Source organism: Methylobacterium sp. 285MFTsu5.1 (assembly GCF_000383455.1).
GTDB lineage: Bacteria > Pseudomonadota > Alphaproteobacteria > Rhizobiales > Beijerinckiaceae > Methylobacterium.
Map to the genome: position 1 here is coordinate 45,756 of NZ_KB911292.1, position 16,845 is coordinate 62,600.

At 73.9% G+C, this 16,845-nt stretch carries 17 protein-coding genes; 4 read left to right on the forward strand and 13 right to left on the reverse strand.

The genetic code is table 11. From position 1 onward, the window contains the following. Positions 1-215 precede the first annotated feature (215 nt). Positions 216-1,073: a S49 family peptidase gene (locus tag H288_RS0125420; RefSeq protein WP_020095394.1), complete on the forward strand. Its 858-nt coding sequence runs from the start codon at positions 216-218 to the stop codon at positions 1,071-1,073. A 4-nt stretch (positions 1,074-1,077) separates the two neighbouring features. Here the strand turns inward: H288_RS0125420 and H288_RS0125425 are convergent, their stop codons facing one another. Beyond that, positions 1,078-2,796, reverse strand: coding sequence for a methyl-accepting chemotaxis protein (locus tag H288_RS0125425; RefSeq protein ID WP_020095395.1), 1,719 nt, complete (start codon positions 2,794-2,796; stop codon positions 1,078-1,080). Between the two features lie 97 nt (positions 2,797-2,893). Beyond that, positions 2,894-3,919 carry an NAD(P)-dependent oxidoreductase gene (locus tag H288_RS0125430; protein ID WP_326491901.1) on the reverse strand — a complete coding sequence of 342 codons (1,026 nt, stop codon included), beginning with the start codon at positions 3,917-3,919 and terminating at the stop codon, positions 2,894-2,896. Here H288_RS0125430 and H288_RS0125435 point away from each other — a divergent pair. Together H288_RS0125435 and H288_RS32810 are read left to right on the forward strand one after the other, a co-directional pair. Next, entirely contained in the window at positions 3,872-4,894 is a 1,023-nt protein-coding gene (locus H288_RS0125435) for a P1 family peptidase (RefSeq protein WP_020095397.1), read from the forward strand. The genes H288_RS0125430 and H288_RS0125435 overlap by 48 nt on opposite strands. Before the next feature lie 122 nt (positions 4,895-5,016). Further along, entirely contained in the window at positions 5,017-5,283 is a 267-nt protein-coding gene (locus H288_RS32810) for a hypothetical protein (protein ID WP_100252347.1), read from the forward strand. Between the two features lie 66 nt (positions 5,284-5,349). Here H288_RS32810 and H288_RS0125445 read toward each other — a convergent pair whose 3' ends face one another. The 10 genes from H288_RS0125445 to H288_RS35750 all read right to left on the reverse strand — a co-directional run bounded on the left by H288_RS0125445 (position 5,350) and on the right by H288_RS35750 (position 14,906). Further along, positions 5,350-5,964 (reverse strand): NIPSNAP family protein, encoded by a 615-nt coding sequence (locus H288_RS0125445; protein ID WP_020095399.1) that lies wholly within the window; start codon positions 5,962-5,964, stop codon positions 5,350-5,352. Between the two features lie 106 nt (positions 5,965-6,070). Beyond that, positions 6,071-6,352 (reverse strand): hypothetical protein, encoded by a 282-nt coding sequence (locus tag H288_RS0125450; protein WP_020095400.1) that lies wholly within the window; start codon positions 6,350-6,352, stop codon positions 6,071-6,073. Then, positions 6,349-8,739 carry a response regulator gene (locus H288_RS0125455; RefSeq protein ID WP_020095401.1) on the reverse strand — a complete coding sequence of 797 codons (2,391 nt, stop codon included), beginning with the start codon at positions 8,737-8,739 and terminating at the stop codon, positions 6,349-6,351. Before H288_RS0125455 ends, H288_RS0125450 begins: the two co-directional genes overlap by 4 nt. Before the next feature lie 52 nt (positions 8,740-8,791). Further along, the gene (rarD, locus tag H288_RS0125460) at positions 8,792-9,688 is read right to left on the reverse strand and encodes an EamA family transporter RarD (RefSeq protein WP_020095402.1); all 897 of its coding nucleotides are present in this window, start codon (positions 9,686-9,688) and stop codon (positions 8,792-8,794) included. Positions 9,689-9,834: 146 nt separating this feature from the next. After that, complete coding sequence (locus H288_RS0125465) at positions 9,835-10,437, reverse strand: pyridoxamine 5'-phosphate oxidase family protein (RefSeq protein WP_020095403.1); 603 nt, start codon at positions 10,435-10,437, stop codon at positions 9,835-9,837. Then, positions 10,434-10,766 carry a lipid-A-disaccharide synthase N-terminal domain-containing protein gene (locus tag H288_RS0125470; RefSeq protein WP_020095404.1) on the reverse strand — a complete coding sequence of 111 codons (333 nt, stop codon included), beginning with the start codon at positions 10,764-10,766 and terminating at the stop codon, positions 10,434-10,436. Before H288_RS0125470 ends, H288_RS0125465 begins: the two co-directional genes overlap by 4 nt. After that, entirely contained in the window at positions 10,760-11,551 is a 792-nt protein-coding gene (locus H288_RS0125475; RefSeq protein ID WP_020095405.1) for a glycosyltransferase, read from the reverse strand. The genes H288_RS0125470 and H288_RS0125475 overlap by 7 nt, the downstream gene beginning before the upstream one ends. After that, positions 11,548-13,269: a glycosyltransferase family 39 protein gene (locus H288_RS0125480; protein ID WP_020095406.1), complete on the reverse strand. Its 1,722-nt coding sequence runs from the start codon at positions 13,267-13,269 to the stop codon at positions 11,548-11,550. Before H288_RS0125480 ends, H288_RS0125475 begins: the two co-directional genes overlap by 4 nt. A 165-nt stretch (positions 13,270-13,434) precedes the next feature. Further along, complete coding sequence (gene metC, locus H288_RS0125485; protein WP_020095407.1) at positions 13,435-14,625, reverse strand: cystathionine beta-lyase; 1,191 nt, start codon at positions 14,623-14,625, stop codon at positions 13,435-13,437. 107 nt (positions 14,626-14,732) lie between these two features. Next, positions 14,733-14,906: an Rmf/CrpP family protein gene (locus H288_RS35750; RefSeq protein ID WP_020095408.1), complete on the reverse strand. Its 174-nt coding sequence runs from the start codon at positions 14,904-14,906 to the stop codon at positions 14,733-14,735. Between the two features lie 88 nt (positions 14,907-14,994). Here H288_RS35750 and H288_RS0125495 point away from each other — a divergent pair, with 88 nt between their 5' ends. Next, a complete protein-coding gene (locus tag H288_RS0125495) occupies positions 14,995-15,264 on the forward strand; it encodes a hypothetical protein (protein WP_020095409.1) in 270 nt (89 codons plus the stop codon). Positions 15,265-15,364: 100 nt separating this feature from the next. On the opposite strand, the gene ntrC is transcribed toward H288_RS0125495, so the two are convergent. Beyond that, complete coding sequence (ntrC, locus tag H288_RS0125500; RefSeq protein ID WP_012319142.1) at positions 15,365-16,831, reverse strand: nitrogen regulation protein NR(I); 1,467 nt, start codon at positions 16,829-16,831, stop codon at positions 15,365-15,367. Positions 16,832-16,845: the final 14 nt, after the last annotated feature.

Genomic DNA, 16,845 nt, shown 5'->3' on the forward strand with positions numbered 1-16,845 from the left:
GGCCGGCACGAGGCTCGCGCCGTCGCCTGAAACGGCCAAGGTCGGCAAACGGTTCGATCCGTTCCGACTGCGCAGACGCGCCGCCCTCGCGCACCACCCTCGCGCACCACCCTCGCGCACCGCCCTTGCGCGGGGCCGGAAAGCGCCCAGTTTCCGGAGCAGGCGCTTCCGGGCCGTCTCCCGCCCGGCTTCCCGACGAGCCGCGTAAGACTCCCATGGCGTTCGCGTTCCCCGACACATTCCGCGCCCTCCTCCCGCGCCGCTTCCGGGACCGACGCCCGCGGGTCGCGGTGGTCCGGCTGTCGGGCACGATCGGGGCGGTCTCGCCGCTCCGGCCGGGGCTCTCGATCGGGGGCGTCGCGGGCAGCCTGGAGCGCGCCTTCGGGATGCCGGGGGTGAAGGCGGTGGCGCTGGTGATCAACTCGCCCGGCGGCTCGCCGGCGCAGTCGCACCTGATCCACCGCCGCATCCGGGCGCTGGCCGAGGAGAAGGGCGTGCCGGTGATCGCCTTCGTGGAGGATGTCGCGGCCTCCGGCGGCTACATGATCGCCTGCGCGGCCGACGAGATCGTCGCCGATCCGACCTCGATCATCGGCTCGATCGGCGTGGTCTCGGCCGGGTTCGGCTTCCACGGCCTCCTGGAGAAGCTCGGTGTCGAGCGCCGGGTGCACACGCAGGGCGAGGCGAAGTCGATGCTCGACCCGTTCCGCCCGGAGGATCCCGCCGACGTGGAGCGCCTGAAGCGCATCCAGGCCGACGTGCAGGACCTGTTCACCGGCCTCGTCACGGCCCGGCGCCCGGGCCTGTCGACGTCCGAGAACCTGTTCACCGGCGCGGTCTGGACCGGGCGGCAGGCGCTGCCCCTCGGCCTCGTCGACGCCCTGGGCGACGTGCGCACCGCGATGCGCGCGCGCTTCGGCGAGAAGGTCGACCTGCGCCTCGTCGCCGAGGCGCGCGGCGGCCTGCTCTCCCGCATCCTGCGCCGGGGCGGCGCGCCGGGCGGGATCGACCTGGCCGAGGGGGCGATGGCCGCGTTCGCGGAGCGCGCGGCCTTCGCCCGCTACGGGCTCTGAGGGCTCAGGCCGCGACCTGACCGAGGAAGCGCTCGATCTCGCCCTCGAGGTCGGCCGCGACCGCGTCGACGGTCTGAGCCGCCTCGGTGACCGTGGCGGCCATGCGGGCCGAGCGCCGCGCGGCGCCGGCGACCGTGGTCAGGCCGCCCGCGATGGCCTCGGTGGCGCCGGCCGTGTCGGCGACGTTGCGGGAGATCTCGGCGGTGGCCGCGCCCTGGGCCGAGACCGCCGACGCGATCCCGCCCGTGGTGGCGCTGACCGCCCGCATCCGCTCGCCCATCCGGCCGATGGCCGCCACGGCCGCCGTCGTCGAGGCCTGCACGCCGGCGATCTGGCTGCCGATCTCCTCGGTCGCCCGCGCGGTCTGCGACGCCAGCGCCTTCACCTCCGCGGCCACCACGGCGAAGCCCTTGCCGGCGGCGCCCGCCCGGGCGGACTCGATCGTGGCGTTGAGCGCCAGCAGGTTGGTCTGCTCGGCGATCTGGCGGATCAGCCCGACCACCGCGCCGATGCGCCCCGCGGCCTCGGCGAGCTCGCCGATCTCGGCGTTCATGGCGTCCGACTCCGCGGCGGCCGTGGCCACCAGGGCCTCGGCCTGGTCGAGCTGGGTCCCGATCTCCGCGATGGAGGCGGAGAGCTCCTCGGCGGCGCTCGCGACGGTCTGGACGCTGGCGGAGGTCTCGTGCGAGCCGCGCTCGGTCTCGGCGACGGCGGCCTCCGCCTCGGCGGAGCTGGCCGCCATCTCGCCGGCCCGGGCGCGCATCGCGCCGGTGCTGGCGGTCAGCGCGTCCTTCAAGCGGACGATCTGGCCCCGGAACGCCTCGATGGCGCGGTCGAGCGCGGCCCGCCGCCGCGTCTCGTCGGCCGCGCCCGCGCTCTGCAGGCTCTCGAGTTCCCGGGTCCGCAGGCCGGAGACGCGCAGCACTTCGAGGGCGCGCGCCACCGTGCCGATCTCGTCGCCGCGCGCCGCGTGGGGGATCGCCGAGTCCAGGTCGCCGGCCGCGAGGGCCTCGATCCGCGCGGCGATCGTCGCGAAGGGCCGGAACAGTCGCGCCGCCGCCAGCCCCACGAGGGCGCAGGCCAGCACCGCGATGATCAGGGCGGCGACGCTGAGGCTCGTCATCGTCTGGGCGTGGGCGTCGAAGTACATCTCGATCGGCAGGCCGACGAACAGGATGCCGTTCACCTTGCCGGCGGCGTCGACCGTCGGCTGGTACACCGTGTGGTAGCGCCGCCCGAACAGGGTCGCCGGCCCCTCGTAGGTTCGCCCGGCGCGGATCGCGGCCTGGGCCGGGCTGTCGGCGGCGAGCGCCGTGCCGACCGCGCGGGTCCCGTCCTCCCGGCGCACGGTGGTCTGGCGCCGTACGAAGCTGTCGGAGGCGGGCTCGTAGCTGAACACCGTCGCCAGGCCGCCCGAGTAGGCGACGGCGTCGTCCACGACGCGGGCATCGGCGAAGCCCGACAGGCTCGGCGTCGACACCCGGGCGACGCGCGCGCCGTCGAGATCCGCCGCCGCGCCCTCGACCCGCGCCGCCAGGACGAGCGCCAGAGTTCTCAGGTTGCGCTCGCCGTTGGTGCGCTGGCGCACCTCCATCTGCGACCAAGTTTGTCGCGAGACCGTAATCCAGATGGCGCCGGCGGTGAGTGTCACGGCGAGCATCGCCAGCAGGATGACTTTCGTCGACAGAGTCATCCTGCGCAGCGAATAGGAATGTGTGCGCATCTATTGGTATCCGTGCCTATAGCCGGCCGGACACTCTGTCGTGAGGTTGAAATGACGGGTTAAGGTTCGCCAGAAAGGCGAGCCATTGCCGCAGATTTCAACCCTGCCCTGCGCGCCGGGCGGAGACGCGGGCGAGCGCCGCCAGATCCTTCTCGCCGTCGCCGTGGCTGATCGCCTCGATGAGACCGTCCCGCAGCACGCTGGCGAAGGGCATCGGCACCCCGGCGCCCTCGGCCGCCTGCAGGGCGAGCCGCACGTCCTTGGCCCCGAGCCTGAGGATGAAGCCCGGCGGCTCGTAGCGGTTCTGTGCGATCGAGGCGCCGTAGCCCTTGTAGACCGGCGAGGCGAACAGCGTGTTGGTCATCAGGTCGAGGAACTCGGCGCCCGGGACGCCGTGGCCCTCCGTCAGGGCGCAGGCCTCGGCCATGGCCTCGATCGCCGAGATCAGCATGAAGTTGCCGGCGAGCTTGACGGCGTTCGCCCGCGTCGGGTCGTCGCCGAAGCGCCAGGTCCTGGCGCCCATCGCGTCGAGGAGTGGGCCGGCGCGGTCGATAAGGGCTCCCTCTCCCGCCGCAACGATGTTGAGCTTCCCGGCCTCCGCCACGTCCGGCCGCCCGAAGACCGGGGCCGAGACGTAGGGGACGCCGGCCCGCGCGTGGACGGCGGCGAGCTGCTTCGCCAGGGCCACCGAGACCGTGCTCATCCCGATATGCAGGCCGGGGCGCTCCGGCCGGTCGAGGAGGCCGCCGGCCACGATCACGGCCTCGAGTGCCGCGTCGTCGGCCAGCATGGTGATCACGGCGTCCCCGGCGAACGCCTCGGCGGCGCTCGCCACGGGGGTGACGCCGTCGATGCCGCGCGCGGCCTCCGGCGAGCGGTTCCAGGCGCGCACCGTGTGGCCGGCCCGGGCGAGATTGGCCGCCATGGCGCGACCCATCCGCCCCATCCCGATGAATCCGACGTCCATGCCGTGCTCCTCGACGCGCTGTGCCGTCTGCCAACTGGGAAATCCCGGCCGGCGGTCAACGGCCCCGGCCGGATTTGCGGCGCTCGCACGGCGTGGCAAGCTCGATCCATGCTGCAGAATCGCATCACCGACATTCCCGGCCTGCGGGTCGGCCACGCCACCGACCTGCGGCTCGCCAGCGGCGTCACCGCGATCGTGTTCGATGAGCCGGCCATCGCCGCGGTCGACGTGCGCGGCGGCGGGCCGGGCACCCGCGAGACCGACCTGCTCGACCCCGAGCGCACCGTGGAGCGGGTCGACGCCTTCGTGCTCTCCGGGGGCTCGGCCTTCGGCCTCGACGCGGGGGCGGGCGTGGCGGCGTGGCTCGCCGAAGCCGGGCGCGGCTTCCCGGTCGGCGCCATGCGGGTGCCGATCGTCCCCGGGGCGGTCCTGTTCGATCTCCCCAACGGCGGGGACAAGGCCTGGGGCCGCTATCCGCCCTATCGCGAGCTGGGCTTCGAGGCCGCCGCGGCCGCGGCGGAGGATTTCGCCCTGGGCTCGGTCGGGGCCGGGACGGGCGCGCGCACCGGGCGACTGAAGGGCGGGATCGGATCCGCCTCGGCGCAGGTGCCGGGAACGGGCTTCCGCGTCGGGGCGCTCGCGGCCGTGAACGCCTTCGGCAACGCGACGATCGGCGCCGGGCCGCATTTCTGGGCGGCGCCCTTCGAAGAGGGCGACGAGTTCGGTGGTCTCGGCGCGCCGGTCCGGGTGCCGCCGGAGGCACTCGCCTTCCCGGCCCGGGCGCTGCCGGGCGCCGCCACGACGCTGGCCGTGGTGGCGACCGACGCGGCGCTGACCAAGGCGCAGTGCCGGCGCCTCGCGGTAGCCGCGCAGGACGGCCTCGCCCGCGCGCTCGTGCCGGCGCACACGCCCCTCGACGGCGACCTAGTCTTCGCCGCGGCGACCGGCGCCGTGCCCCTCGCCGAACCGGTGGTCGACCTCGCCCGCCTCGGCGACGTCGCCGCGCGCGTCCTGGCCCGGGCGGTGGCCCGCGGCGTGTTCTCGGCGACGAGCCTGCCCGGACACGCGCCGTCATTGCCCCTGGCCGGTACAGGGCTTCCACCGGCCTGGCGCGACCTGTTCGGCGCCTGATCGGCGGCCCCGCCCGCGCGCGGAACGATGCCGCAGGCCCGGGGTTACTGGCCGCGGCCGGAGGCCGCGACGCGGCCCGGATCGCACCGGGCCGCGCCCTGTGCTTAGCGGGAGAGAATCTCATGAGAATGACCGGCCTGATCGTCGCCGCGTCCGTCGCCCTGTTCGCCGGCGGAGCCCAGGCGATGCCCGTGGCACCGCTGACCGGCGGCGACGCCGCCGTCACCCTCGTCCGCGGCGGCTGCGGGTTCGGCGCCCATCGCGGGGCCTACGGCGGCTGCCGCCTGAATCGCGGCCCGCGCGGTGCGATCCGCCGCGCCGTCACCGGCGCTCCCCGCGGCTGCCCGCCCGGCCTCTATCGCGGCCCGCGGGGCGTCTGCCGCCGCTGAGTGACGGCGCTGGCGCCGCCCCCTGGGGTGGCGCCAGCGCGGGTTGCGGCTCTCGAGGGATGGCGGTCAGCGCAGGGGCGAGCGCCCCTGGGGGAGCGCGATCGTCGCGGTCGCCTCGGCGATCTGGTCCGGGCCGCCCTTCGGCGGCCAGATTCCCGCCTCGTAGGCGCGGGACCGCAGCGCGGCCCGCTCCTCGAGGCTCGGGAAACCCCAGATGTGCGTGATGCGCGGCGCGCCGTCGAGGGCGTACATGTTGACGACGAGGTGCTGCGTGTAGGCGCGTGCCGGCTCGATCGCGGCCTCCCAGGCCGCGAGGGTCGGCGGCAGGCCCCCCGGCTTCTGGCGATAGGTCCGGATCTCGTACACCCCGCCCCGGTCGCCCGTCCGGATCGGCGGCAGGAAGGGGAACGGGGCGTAGCTGTCCATCTCCAGCGCGGTGATCACGTGCCCGGCGTTGAACGGGTTGGCGCTGAGCAGGGCGCGCCGGCGCTCGGCGGTCATGTCCTCGGGCGCCGCGAAGCCGCGCAGCACGATCAGGCGCCCCAGCGTCCCGATCTCGGTGCGCCAGCAGCCGACCAGCTCGCCCTTGGCGTCGGGATCGTCCAGCCAGGCCTCGACGCCGGCCGAGACCTGACCCACCGCGAGCAGCGGGCACGAGAGGGTCGCGAGTTCGTACAGCATGGGCGCCTCGGCGACGTCGTCCCGTCGACGTCACGCCGTCAAAGCGGGAGATCGTCTTTCGTTGCCATCGGGACGCGCGGACCAGCTCCGCGCCGCCGGCCGAGCCTCACAGCTCGGCGCGGGCATCCTCCAGCAGCTGCGCCAGCCCGCTGTCGACCTCCTCGGCGAGCATCGTCCGCTCGGCGTCGGTGAGGTCCTTGGCCCAGGCGCCGCTGCCGAACCCGTCCGTGCAGCGCGCCCGCTCCGAGGCGATGTAGGCCTCGGTCTCGACCGGCCGGGTCTTCATCGCGTGGACGAAGCCGAACCACGCCGCCCGCTCCACCACCGCGAGCCGCGCCCGCAGCCGGATGGCCACCGCCTTCTCCGGATCGATCCCGTCCGCGCTCATCGTGGTTCTCCCGCGTCCTTCTCGGCCAGCCGATCCAGCAATCCCTGGAGCTGCCCCGGCACCGGCTCGGTCGCCGAACGCGCGTAGAGGACGCGCAGTTGCCGGCCGATCTCCGCGAGGCTCATGGAGCCCTTGGCGATCACCCGGTCGGCCTGCCGGTTCAGGCTCTCCTTCTCGGCCGCCGTGACCTCCTTGGCGGTGAGCACCACCACGGGCACGTCGCCGTCGGGCCGTGACCGCAGCGCCCGCAGGAAGCCGAACCCGTCCATCTCGGGCATCATCAGGTCGAGCAGGATCAGGCTCGGCCGCGCCTGGCTGACCCGCTCCAGGGCGATCCGGCCGTTCTCCGCCTCGTCGACGGTCCAGCCCTCGCGGCCGAGCGAGCGGCGCAGGCGCTCCCGGGCATCCGCGTCGTCGTCGACTACGAGGACCCGCGCCTCGTTCGGCGCCGCGGGCCGGTAGCGCTCCATCAGGCCCTTGAGCCGGTCCCAGTCGATCGGCTTGACGAAGTAGTCGGTGGCGCCGAGCGCCTGGCCGAGCCCCTGCTCGGCCACCACCGAGGTCATGATCACCGGCGTCCCGGCGAGGTCGGGGTCGTTGCGGACCGCGTGCAGGACCGCCCAGCCGTCCATGCGCGGCATCTCGACGTCGAGCAGGATCGCCCGCGGCTTCAGGGCCCTGGCGAGCGTCAGGCCGGCGCGGCCGTCGTTGGCGCTGCGGACGTGGAAGCCCTCGCGCTCCAAAAAGCGCTGGAGCAGCTCGCGGGCGGCCGGGTCGTCGTCGACCAGCAGCACCGTCTCGTGCTCCTCGTGCGGCTCCACCGGCGTGTGCGCCTCGGCCTCGGTCGGCGGCGCGTCCTCCGGGCGCAGGGTCGCGGGCAGGCGGATCGTGAAGATCGCGCCCGCGCCCGGGGTGCTGGCGACGCCGATATCGCCGCCCATCGTCCGGCAGAACGCGCGGGTGATGGCGAGCCCGAGGCCCGTCCCCCCGAACTGCCGGGTGGTCGAATCGTCGGCCTGGACGAAGCGCTCGAACAGGCGGTCGATCTGGGCCTCGGTCAGGCCGATGCCGGTGTCGGCGACCGCGAAGGACAGCCAGTCGGCCCCAGCCTCGCGGTGCCGCCGCACCGTCAGGGTGATCGTCCCCCGCTCGGTGAACTTCGCGGCGTTGCCGATCAGGTTCAGCAGGCACTGGCGGATCTTGGTCTGGTCCTGGTGCATGGAGCCCAGGCCGGCCTCGCCCGCCGCGCCGGCGTCGAGGACGAAGCGGTTGCCCTTCTTCTCGACCAGGGAGCCGGTGGAGTCGGTGACGTCCCGGAGCAGGTCGGCCACCGTGAAGGTCTCGGCCGAGGCGGTCATGCGGCCGGCCTCGATCTTCGAGATGTCGAGGACGTCGTTGATCAGCGACAGCAGGTGACGGGCGGCCGCCTCGATCTTGCGCAGGTCCGGCAGCAGGGCGGCCTGGCCGATATCCTCCAGCTCCTCGCCGAGCATCTCGGAGTAGCCGATCACCGCCGAGAGCGGGGTGCGCAGCTCGTGGCTCATGTTGGCGATGAACTGGCTCTTGGCCCGGTTGGCCGCCTCGGCGGCCTGTCGGGCGCGCTCCACCGCCTCCTCGGCCTCCTTGCGCTCGGTGACGTCGACGCAGGTACCAACCCATTCCCGCAGGGAGCCGTCCTCGGCGAGAACCGGCACGCCGCGCACCTCCATGGCGCGCCAAGCCCCGTCGTGCCGGCGCAGCCTGTACTCGACCTCGTAGGTCGCGCGCGCCTCCACGCAGGCGGCCCAGGCATCGGCCGCGTGACCCCGGTCGTCGGGATGGACGGCGTCCAGCCAGCCCCAGCCCTGGTAGGCCTCCTCGGTCTGGCCGGTATAGGTGCTCCACCGGACCTGCGGCGGCATCAGCTCGCCCGCCGCATCCGTGTTCCAGATCACAGCCGCCGAGGCGTCCACCAGCGCCCGGAAGCGCTGCTCGGAATGGCGCAGGCGCTCCTCGACCGCGCGGCGGACGGTGATGTCGGTGTTGGTCCCGTACCAGCGCAGGATCCGCCCGGATTCGTCCCGGTAGGGCAGCGCCTTCGACAGGAACCAGCGGTAGCTTCCGTCGCGGCCGCGCAGCGGGAACGTGTCTTCCCAGGACCGGCCCAGCGTGATCGCGGCGCGGTAGCGCTCGGTCACCGACGCGACGTGGTCCGGGTGGTGGACCGTGCGCCAGCCCCAGCCCCGCATCTCGTCGAGGGAGGTGCCCGTGTAGTCGTACCAGCGCTGATTGTACCAGACGATGGTGCCGTCGGCCTCGGCGATCCAGGCGAGCTGCGGCAGCGTCTCGGCGAGGTTGCGGTAATCGGCATCCGTGACGGACCCTGGGCCGCTCTCAGTCTCGCTCATCGACCCGACGCTGTCCCGTCACCCGCCCCGCGGCGGCTTGAACCAGTATTCCTTATACACGCATCGCGTCCGGATCCGACCGCGGGGCCGCGGGGGCCGGCGGCCGGCGAAACCGCAGGGCGTCGATCGTGTAGAGCGCGAGCGCCACCCAGATCAGCGCGAGCATCAGCGCCCGATGCGGCTCGACGCGCTCGCCGTAGACGAGGACGCTCAGAACGAGCAGGCAGGTCGGCGCCACGTACTGCAGGAGGCCCAGGGTCGTGAGCCGCAGGCGCACCGCCGCGGCGGCGAACCAGATCAGCGGCAGCGCGGTGGTCAGCCCCGTGAGCATCAGCAGGGCACGGTCCCCCGGCGCGGCCGGCAGGAACGGCTCGGGCGACAGGACGAGCCAGACGATCGCCGCCGGCAGCAGCAGCAGGGTCTCGGCCAGGAACCCGACCAGCGCGTCGACGCCGACGATCTTCCGGGCGAGCCCGTAGAGGGCGAAGCTCACCGCCAGCGACAGTGACATCAGCGGCAGTTCCCCGGCCCACACCACCGCGACGGCGACGCCCGTCGCGGCGATACCGATCGCGACGGCCTGCGCCGGCCGCAGGCGCTCGCCCAGCACCACCCGGCCAAACGCCACGCTCACGAGGGGATTGATGTAGTAGCCGAGGCTCGCGTCGAGCAGGTGCCCGCCGCTGACGGCGTAGAGGTAGAGCAGCCAGTTCACGCCGATCATCGCCGCCGAGAGCACCAGCAGCGCGTGGCGCTTCCGGAGCGGCAGCGGCAGGTTGAGGCGGTGGCGGGCCGCGAGGATCAGCGCCAGCGCGCCGGCGAACACGCTCGACCAGACGATCCGCTCCGACAGGATGTGGTACGGCGTGTAGGCCCCGAGCATCCGGAAATGCACCGGGACCACGAGGCCCCAGCTCAGATAGGCGGCGAGCGCGTAGACGAGGCCCACGGAGTCCTCCCGGTCGACCCGGATGGGCGGCCGGGTCCGCGGGCTTTAGCCCGGACGGCCCGATCGCGACAGGCCGGGCGGTGCAGGGCTGCCATCTGGACCGGCGAGCCGACCCCGGGCGGCCCGGCTCGCGGACGGCGCTCCGGCTACGGCGCGATCCAGCCACCGGACCACCCGCCGGCCAGCCGATGCCAGGCGGCCCGGCGGTGTCCGCGGCGGTCGAGATAGAGGAAATCCAGCCGCTCGGCCCGAACCAGAACGGCGGCGAAGTGCGGCCGGCCGAGCGTCGCGGCCGCGGTCTCGTCCGGCAGGCTGTAGGCGTCCCCCGCCGGAAGCGACGTGCCGGGGCCGGGCTCGGCCCCGTAGCAGACCCGGCTCATCGCCCGGGACCCGGTCCAGGCCGCCTCGGCCAGAGCGTCGTCGGTGTGCAGCGCGGCGCGGCCCTCGACGCGGATCTGGATCTTCGCGGCCGCGTCGTAGGCGGCGAGGGCGCAGGCGGGGGCGGCCAGGATCTCGGCGGCCTTGTCGGAGCGGCGGTCGCAGTGGAACCGGAGCGTTCCCTCTCCCGGGTCGGCGGCGCGCAGGACCACGGTGCGCAGCCGCGGCCCGCCATCGGCCCCGAGCGTCGCCAGGGTCGGCAGGTGGACGCCGCCACGGCCATGGGCGGCCCCGTCCGCCAGCAGCCGCCAGAGTTCCGCGAAGGTGGCGTCGAGGTCGTCGTAGAAGGCGGGCAGCGGCGTCCGTGTCATGCGGCGCCCCGCTTCCTCCGCCGCTCGCGGAAGATCAGCGCGAGGTTGCGCAGGTAGATGCCGGTGGAGAGGCTCTGGCCGATGATGATCACCGGCTCGCGGCGCACGAACCCGTAGACCAGCGTCATCATCCCGCCGAGGATCGACAGGAACCAGAACGACAGCGGCATCACGCTCCGCCCGGCCCGCTCGCTCGCGATCCACTGCAGGATGAAGCGCGATCCGAACACCACCTGGGCGACGATTCCGAACACCAGCCAGAAGTCGAGCCGGGTGACGAACACGTCGTAGAAATAGGCCGGCAGATCGTGGGCGAGCTGGATCAGCATCCGACGTCCTGGTCCGCGGGTTGGCCGGCCGGCGGCTCCGCCGGCGCGCCGGCCGGGCCGGCGATCTCCTCGGGCCGCGGGTCCGCGCGCTTGCGCCGGATCAGCCACCAGACGCCGGCGAGGTCGAGGAGCCCGACCCAGAGGCGGTCGAACAGGCCGTAATTGGACACCCCCGTCAGCCGCGGCCGGTCGACCACGTCGCGGTGGACGACGGAGAAGCCCTCGCGGGCGACCAGGGCCGGCATGAACCGGTGCAGGGCGTCGAAATACGGCAGCCTGAGATACACGGCGCGGCGGAAGACCTTCAGGCCGCAGCCGGTGTCGCGGGTGGAATCGTTGAGGATCCGGCCGCGCACGCCGTTGGCGATCCGGGACTGGAGCATCTTGAAGCGGCCGTCCTTGCGGCCGCGCCGCTGGCCCTGGGCGAGACCGGCCCCCGGTCCCGCCGCCTCAAGGGCCTCGAGCAGCGCGGGGATGAAGGCCGGATCGTTCTGGCCGTCGCCGTCGAGGGTCGCGACGATCCCGCCGCGGGCCGCCAGGACGCCGCTGCGCACCGCCGCCGACTGGCCGCCGCTCCGCGCGTGGCGCAGCACCCGCAGCCAGGGGCGCCCCGCCCGGGCCGCCGCCAGGGCCGCCGGCGTGCCGTCGGTGGAGCCGTCATCCACGTAGATCAGCTCGAAGGCGAGGCCCGCGCAGGCGGCCTCGATCTCGGCCACCAGGGGCGCGATGTTGCCGGCCTCGTTCTTGACCGGAACGACGACGCTGAGATGGGGGGATCCGCTCACGGCGCCACCGCGTAGGCCGTCACGAAGACCCGGCGGCCGGTGTTGAGGTTGAAGCCCTCGACCTCCGCCAGGGGCGCGGGCGCGCCGCGTCCCACCGGCCAGGCCGCGTTGAAATCGTCGCGGTCCCGGGACTCCACGAAGAGCAGGCGGCAGCCGCCGCCCTCGAGGAAGGACCGGGCGGCGGCCCCGTCGGGCGGCAGGGCGAGGCCGGTGCCGACGAGGAAGACGAGGCTCGGCTCGCGGTAGCCGAGGCTCGCCACGAGCGGGTTCGGGCAGGGCATCCGCTCGCGCAGGGCCGCGAGCCGCGGCGAGACCTTCAGGGCCGGCAGCGAGCGCTGCGCCACGCCGAGCACCGCGGGCCCGAGCAGGGCGGAGGCCAGCACGCCGAGGACGAGCGCGCGCTCGGCCGACCCGTGCGCGAAGGCGAGCCAGGCCAGGAATGCGACCGCGCAGGCAGCGGCGAGCAGCGGGAGGGCCGGCCACGGGATCGTGTGGGCGTCCAGGCGCCAGCCGGCGAGGCAGAGGCCGAGGGTCAGGGCGACCGGGATCGCCGGCAGCAGCAGGGCCGTCAGGCGGGCGCCCCGCAGGCGCGGGTCCAGCGCACCCCGGTTCAGCGCCAGCACGGTCAGGATCGCGAGCCAGGGCATCAGCGGCAGCACGTAGTGGGGCAGCTTGGTCGGCACCGCCTCGAAGATCAGCCAGGCCGGCAGCACCGCGGCGATCAGGAAGATCACGGCGGGCTCCCGCCGCGCCCGCCACGCGAAGGGCAGGCTCATGGCGGCGAAGGCCGCCCCGGGCCAGAAGGTCGCGAAGAACACGAGCGCGTAGGCCCCGGGCGGTCCCCAGTGCCGCTCGGCCACCCCGCCGACCTTGCCGAGCATGTCGTGCCCGACCGCCTCGGCGTAGAACGCGCCGCCGCTCTTCCAGGCGATCGCCGCGAACCAGGGCGCCACCAGCAGGAGCGTCAGGGCGAGGCCCGGCCACGGCCGCAGGGGCAGCAGCCAGCGGCCGGACCGCGCGACGAGCGACAGGCCGAGCGCCGGCAGCGCGACGAAGAGCGGCACCATCGGCCCCTTCACCAGGATCCCGACCGCCATGCCGAGCCAGAACGCCGCGAAGGTCGGCCCCGAGACCGGCCTGCCGTCCCGCGGCGCCAGCCACGCGCGGGCGAGCGCGGCGAGGCTCGCGGTGGCGCAGGCGGCGAGCAGCGCGTCGGTCTTAGCGAGGTGGGCCTCGGCCGAGAGCATCAGGCAGGCGCCGTAGAGGGCGGCGGCGAGCAGCGCCGACCGTCGGGGCAGGAAGGCGAGCGCCCCCCAGTAGGCGAGCAGGACCGAGGCGACGGCGCCGATCAGCGACGGGATGCGGTACAGGGCGATCTGGGTGCGGGCGCCGGGCACGCCCAGCGCCTCGCCGGCCGCCACGGCGGCGGCCTGCGCCCAGTAGATCCCCACCGGCTTCTTGTGCCGCGCCTCGCCCTGGAAGCGGATATCCACGAGGTCGCCGCTCTCCAGCATCTGCTTCGAGGCCTGGGCGAAGCGGGGCTCGTCGCGGTCCATCGGCTGCAGCGAGATCTGGCCCGGCAGGAACAGGAGCAGGCACAGCGCCAGCAGGGCGGCGGCGGCCCTGGCATGGGTGAGGCTCAGCGCGTCGAGCCCGCGGCCGATCCGGTCGACGGGGGCAAGGCGCGGCGCGCCGCCGGCGGAGAGGCTCGTGGTCATGCCGGGCCGGTCAATCAGGAACGCGGCGCGAGGTCAAATACGGTGGTGCCGTCGCCGGTCGCGACGGCGCGCACGCACATCACGATGCGCGGATGTGGCGCCGCTCCCGCCGCGCGTCCCGGCCCTGAGGTTCGCCGGTCCCCGCCCGTCGGGGACGGGACCGCCCTACGACGCCGCCCGGAGGCGCGCGAAGCCGGCGTCGAGGTCGGCCTTGAGGTCGGCGGTGTCCTCGAGGCCGATGTGGAAGCGGAGCGCCGGTCCGCCGGGCGCCCACCGGGTCGCGGTCCGGTAGCCCGCGCAGTCGAAGGGGATCACGAGGCTCTCGAAGCCGCCCCAGGAGAAGCCCATCCCGAAGAGCTGCAGCCCGTCGAGCATGGCCGCCACCGCCGCCTCGGGCACCGGCTTGAGGATCACCCCGAACAGACCGGAGGCGCCCGCGAAGTCGCGCTTCCAGATCGCGTGGCCCGGATCCTCCGGCAGGCCGGGATGGAGCACCCGCAGCACCTCGGGGCGCGCCTGGAACCACCGGGCCATCTCAAGGCCGGCGCGGCCGTGCTCGCGCAGCCGCAGGTTCATCGTCCGCAGGCCGCGCAGCGCCAGGAAGATGTCCTCGGCGCCGGCGCACATGGCGAAATGGTCGAAGGTGCGGCGCACGGCCGGGTAGTAGCGCGCGTTGGCGGAGGTCAGGCCGATCAGCAGGTCCGAGCCGCCGCTCAGGTACTTGGTGCCGGCCTCCACGGCGATGTCGACCCCGCGCGCGTGCGGCGGGAACAGCAGCGGCGTCGCCCAGGTGTTGTCCATGATCACGCAGGCATCGTGGGCGTGCGCCACCTCGGCGATGGCCGGGATGTCCTGCATCTCGAAGCTCTGAGATCCGGGCGCCTCGACCAGCACGGCCCGGGTGTTCGGGCGCATCAGTTCCGCGATGCCGGCGCCGATGACCGGGTCGTAGTAGGTGATCTCGACGCCGTAGCGCGCCAGCACGCCGTCGCAGAACTGGCGGGTCGGCCGGTAGGCGGAATCGGTGACGAGGAGGTGGTCGCCCGCCGACACCGCGGCCATCAGCGCCACGGTGAGCGCCGCGAGGCCCGAGGGCGTCACGACGGTGCCGGCGGCGCCGGCGAGTTCCGTCCAGGCCCCCGTCAGCGCGTCCATGGTGGGCGTCGCCGAGGTGCCGTAATTGTAGCGCCCGCGCCGGTTCTTGATCGCGTCGTAGGTCGGGTAGAGGACCGTGGAGCCGCGGTAGATCGGCGTGTTCACGAAGCCGTGCTGCTCGCCCGGGTCGCGGCCCGCGTGGACGAGGCGCGTCGCGGGCGCGAAGGTCTGCGTGGCGTCGGGCGAGGGCTTCAGGGACATCGAGGCTCGGAGATCGCGTTGCGGTGCACCGCACGAAGCGCGCCGCGCCCGGCGAGGTCAAGCCGGACGCGCGGGCTCGCAGTGCCGGGCCGCCGCGTTTTCCGCCGTCACGGCTTCTCGGGCGGATCCGAGACCGCGGCCTCCTCGTAGGCCTCCATCCACGCGGCGCGCTCCTGGGAGCCCTCCGGATAGGGGCATTCGCTCACGGGCTTCCCGTAGAGGCGCGCGTTGCGGCCCTGGATGAACGGGCTGTCGCTCGCGGTGGCCTGGACGTTGGTCAATATCGCCTCCCGAAGACTTGGAGTGGGGCTTCGTTAACGGCCGCGCCGTAAATCTGTTGCCGTCTCAAGTCGCGTCCCGGGTGGTCGCTTGCGTATCCTGCGTTCCCTCCTCGGCGCCGTCCTCGTCCTCGTCTCGACGGCGACCGTCGCCCTCGTCAGCGCCGACCGGCTCGCCCATCTGGCGCCGGCGCCGGTGGTCCGTGCCGCCCAGGCCGAGCCGTCGGCGACGGGGTCGATCCCGCTTACGGCGAAGGCCGCACCGGCGCCGAAGCCGGCCGTGCCCAGCATCCCCAACGGGTTCGACACGGAGCGGCTGCACGCGCTGATGCGCGGCGACCCGATCCTGCCGGGCCGCTGAGAGCGGGCCGGAGCGCGCTCATCCCACCCTCCGCGTGATCCCGGGGCGCGCCGCGCGCACCTCGGGACCTGGGATGTGTTGGGATCGGCCGGGGATCGCCCTACCGCGCCGTCCGGAAGACCTGCAGGTCGAGGTCGCGGACCTTCTTGCGCAGGGTGTTGCGGTTGACGCCGAGCAGCTCCGCGGCCCGAATCTGGTTGCCGCGGGTGGCGGCGAGCGCCGCGCCGATCAGCGGGCCTTCGATCTCCCGCAGGATCCGGTGATACAGCCCGGGGGGCGGCAGCGTGTCGCGATAGCCGGAGAAGTAGTCCGAGAGGTGGCGCTCCACCGCGCTGGACAGGGTCTCCGACTCGCCGTTGGCCTTGCGGGCGGCGCCGTTGGCGGCCGGCGCCGCGGGTGTCGCCAGCGGCAGCGTGTCGAGCTCGGCCTCGATCACCGGGCCGGTGATCGTCTCCTGCGGGTAGAGGGCGGCGAGCCGCCGGACGAGGTTCTCGAGCTCGCGGACGTTGCCGGGCCAGCGGTAGCGCTTCAGCCGCTCCATGGCGTCGCCGTCCAGGGTCTTCCGGGTCAGGCCCTCGCGCTCGACCAGCACGAAGAAGTGGCGGACGAGGTCCGGCACGTCCTCGGAGCGCTCGCGCAGGGCCGGCAGCCGCAGCGGCACGACGTTGAGGCGGAAGAACAGGTCCTCGCGGAAGATGCCCTGCTGGATCGAGACCCGCAGGTCCTTGTTGGTGGCCGCGATGATCCGGACGTTGGTGCGGATCGGGACGCGCCCGCCCACCGTCGTGTACTCGCCCTGCTGGAGCACGCGCAGCAGCCGGGTCTGCGCCTCCATGGGCATGTCGCCGATCTCGTCGAGGAACAGCGTGCCGCCCTCGGCCTGCTCGAACCGGCCGGCGGAGCGCTGGAGCGCGCCCGTGAACGCGCCCTTCTCGTGGCCGAACAGCTCGGACTCGATCAGGTCGCGCGGGATCGCCGCCATGTTGACCGGCACGAACGGGCCGGTGCGGCGGCGGCCGTAATCGTGCAGCGCGCGGGCGACCAGCTCCTTGCCGGTGCCCGACTCGCCGGTGATCATCACGGTGAGGTCGGTCGGCATCAGCCGGGCGAGCGCCCGGTAGATCTCCTGCATGGCCGGCGAGCGGCCGACCAGCGGGATGTCCTCGTTCTCGGGGGGCGCCCCGGCCGGCGCCGCGCCGCGGGGGCGCGAGAGCGCCCGGCCGACGATGGCGATCAGCTCCTTCAGGTCGAAGGGCTTGGGCAGGTACTCGTAGGCGCCGCGCTCCGAGGCGCGGATCGCCGTCATGAAGGTGTTCTGCGCGCTCATCACGATGATCGGCAGTTCCGGCCGCACCCGCTTGATGCGCGGCAGCAGGTCGAACACGTTCTCGTCGGGCATGACCACGTCGGTGATGACGAGGTCGCCCTCCCCCTGCGCGACCCAGCGCCAGAGGGTGGCGCAGTTGCCCGTCGAGCGGACCTCGTAGCCCGCCCGGGACAGCGCTTGGTTCAGCACGGTGCGGATGGCGGCGTCGTCGTCGGCGACGATGATGTGGCCGTTCGGCATGACTCTCTACTCAG

Excerpts from the sequence above, each read along its gene's own strand:
- H288_RS0125420 (WP_020095394.1), top strand. The coding sequence starts at position 216 with ATGGCGTTCGCGTTCCCCGACACATTCCGCGCCCTCCTCCCGCGCCGC.
- H288_RS0125425 (WP_020095395.1), bottom strand. The coding sequence starts at position 2,796 with ATGCGCACACATTCCTATTCGCTGCGCAGGATGACTCTGTCGACGAAA.
- H288_RS0125435 (WP_020095397.1), top strand. The coding sequence starts at position 3,872 with ATGCTGCAGAATCGCATCACCGACATTCCCGGCCTGCGGGTCGGCCAC.
- H288_RS32810 (WP_100252347.1), top strand. The coding sequence starts at position 5,017 with ATGAGAATGACCGGCCTGATCGTCGCCGCGTCCGTCGCCCTGTTCGCC.
- H288_RS0125445 (WP_020095399.1), bottom strand. The coding sequence starts at position 5,964 with ATGCTGTACGAACTCGCGACCCTCTCGTGCCCGCTGCTCGCGGTGGGT.
- H288_RS0125450 (WP_020095400.1), bottom strand. The coding sequence starts at position 6,352 with ATGAGCGCGGACGGGATCGATCCGGAGAAGGCGGTGGCCATCCGGCTG.
- H288_RS0125455 (WP_020095401.1), bottom strand. The coding sequence starts at position 8,739 with ATGAGCGAGACTGAGAGCGGCCCAGGGTCCGTCACGGATGCCGATTAC.
- H288_RS0125465 (WP_020095403.1), bottom strand. The coding sequence starts at position 10,437 with ATGACACGGACGCCGCTGCCCGCCTTCTACGACGACCTCGACGCCACC.
- H288_RS0125470 (WP_020095404.1), bottom strand. The coding sequence starts at position 10,766 with ATGCTGATCCAGCTCGCCCACGATCTGCCGGCCTATTTCTACGACGTG.
- H288_RS0125480 (WP_020095406.1), bottom strand. The coding sequence starts at position 13,269 with ATGACCACGAGCCTCTCCGCCGGCGGCGCGCCGCGCCTTGCCCCCGTC.
- metC (WP_020095407.1), bottom strand. The coding sequence starts at position 14,625 with ATGTCCCTGAAGCCCTCGCCCGACGCCACGCAGACCTTCGCGCCCGCG.
- ntrC (WP_012319142.1), bottom strand. The coding sequence starts at position 16,831 with ATGCCGAACGGCCACATCATCGTCGCCGACGACGACGCCGCCATCCGC.